The organism is Clostridium sp. DSM 8431 (assembly GCF_900116755.1).
GTDB lineage: Bacteria > Bacillota > Clostridia > Clostridiales > Clostridiaceae > Clostridium.
Genome location: NZ_FPBY01000296.1, coordinates 1 through 1,979 on the forward strand (window position 1 = coordinate 1; position 1,979 = coordinate 1,979).

Sequence of the window (1,979 nt, forward strand, 5' to 3'; positions counted from 1 at the left end):
AAGGTAAACATCCCTATATAAATACGAATTTTAAAGGTCGTCCATCTATATTTGAATAGTTAGTTTTATTTATCACTATATTTAATAATTGAGCCTTATTTATATCATTCTAATATCTTGTCCCTTTTCTATATGATCCACATTATTAATAGATTCTACAATATATTCACCCTTTGAATATTTAACTATAGATATGCTACAGTTATCTATATTACTCATATCGATATTATTTTTATTAAACTTATCTAAAAGAATTCTCATTACTCCACCATGAGTTACAAGAAGAATATTTCCACCACCTTTTTTAGAAGTTTCTATAGTAACTTTATTTATAAAATTAATATAACGATTATAGACAGTTTCATAATTTTCAGCTTCATTAGTATCATCAAGGGTAGCTGCTGCATTACAAAATTCCTTTTGCATATCATCATATTTTTTCATAGCTTCTTCAAAGGATGAAACCTTAAGATAATCAAGAATATCTCTATAGAATTCAGAGTCGAAGCCACCTTCATATTTTCCAAAGTAAGCTTCTCTTAAAGCTTCAGTTTTTATAAGTTTTAAATCTTTACTTGAGTTATTTTCTTTAATAACTAATTCAGCAGTTTTTACAGCTCGTCCTAAATCGCTAGAATATATAGCCTTAAAATTTATATTGCTTAGACCTATAGCTGCATTTATAGCTGTTTCAGTGCCTTCTTTTGTTAAGACTCCATCTGACCATCCTTGTGTTCTTCCTGCTTTATTTAAGATAGTTTCTCCATGTCTCATTAAATATAATGTTACATTACCATTATTTTTTTTCTCCATATGAAAACCTCCTTTATACCAATTAAATTATATCACTTATTATTTAAGTACATCAAAAATAATAATGAGTTTCACAATAAAGATAAAATATATTATAATGAAATACAGTGACTTTGTTAAAACTTTGGAGGAAAAATAAATGAACAATATAGATAAAAAAGAAAATGTATGTATCAATAAAAACGAAGAATCTTGGAATAATGATACATATAATGCCTGGGTAAATAGATTTGGAACGCCAAAAGAAGCAGCAAAAAAGCTTAAAGAGAATCCTGAAAAGAAGATTTCTGTACTTCTTGAAAAGTTTGGAGATGTTAAAAATAAAAAAGTTTTAAATCTTATGGGTTCAAATGGTATTAAGGGGGTATCTTTAGGTCTTTTAGGAGCAGATATAACTGTTGTTGATTTTTCTAAGGAAAACGAAGAATATGCTTTAGACCTTGCAAAAGAAGCAGGAGTTGATCTTCATTATATTTTATCTGATGTATTAAAGCTTGATGAATCTTTAAATGAACAGTTTGATATTGTATTTGCAGAAATGGGTATCTTACATTACTTCTCTGATCTTACACCCTTTATGGAAGCTTCCTATAAGCTTTTAAAGGATGGAGGAATGTTTGTAATAAGAGATTTCCACCCTGTTTCAACTAAGCTTATAACATCTAGAGGTTCAACAGCTAAGGTTAGAAAGCATAAGGTTACTGGTGATTATTTTGATTCAGAGCTTCATGAAAAAGAAGTATCTTATTCAAAGTATTCAGATGATACAGAAAAAGAAAAAGTTTATTTGAGATTTTGGAATCTTGGTGAAATAGTAACTGCTTGTGCTTTAAGTGGATTTACTATAAAGAGACTTTATGAAGAACCTAATCTTTCTTCAGAAGTTTTTGACAAAGGAATTCCTAAAACTTTTACTTTAACTGCTGTAAAGTAAATTATTGACTGTAACACGATGTCATAGCTTAAAATATAATATGAAGCAGATGAAAGCTGGGATAATCTCAAGCTTTTATTAATTGGGGAGGATATTATGTATAAAACTATAAGTGAAGTTTCAAAAATTAGTGGGGGTGAATAACAGATGACAAAAGTTTAGAAAACTTTATAAAATATTAGAAGTTTTTTATAAAAATTGTTATAATAGCTTTAGGAGGTGAATCTTTTGA

2 protein-coding genes are annotated in these 1,979 nt (G+C 28.0%); one reads left to right on the forward strand and one right to left on the reverse strand.

Features of this window, described 5'->3' with window-relative positions:
- Positions 1-99: 99 nt before the first annotated feature.
- Complete coding sequence (locus tag BM384_RS16895) at positions 100-813, reverse strand: histidine phosphatase family protein (protein WP_090015412.1); 714 nt, start codon at positions 811-813, stop codon at positions 100-102.
- A 139-nt stretch (positions 814-952) separates the two neighbouring features.
- Between BM384_RS16895 and BM384_RS16900 the strand changes: the two genes are divergently transcribed.
- A complete protein-coding gene (locus BM384_RS16900; RefSeq protein ID WP_090015414.1) occupies positions 953-1,747 on the forward strand; it encodes a class I SAM-dependent methyltransferase in 795 nt (264 codons plus the stop codon).
- The last annotated feature ends 232 nt before the right edge of the window (positions 1,748-1,979 follow it).

Bases quoted from the DNA above. Each gene is read 5' to 3' on its own strand.
- BM384_RS16895 (WP_090015412.1), bottom strand. From the start codon at position 813: ATGGAGAAAAAAAATAATGGTAATGTAACATTATATTTAATGAGACAT.
- BM384_RS16900 (WP_090015414.1), top strand. From the start codon at position 953: ATGAACAATATAGATAAAAAAGAAAATGTATGTATCAATAAAAACGAA.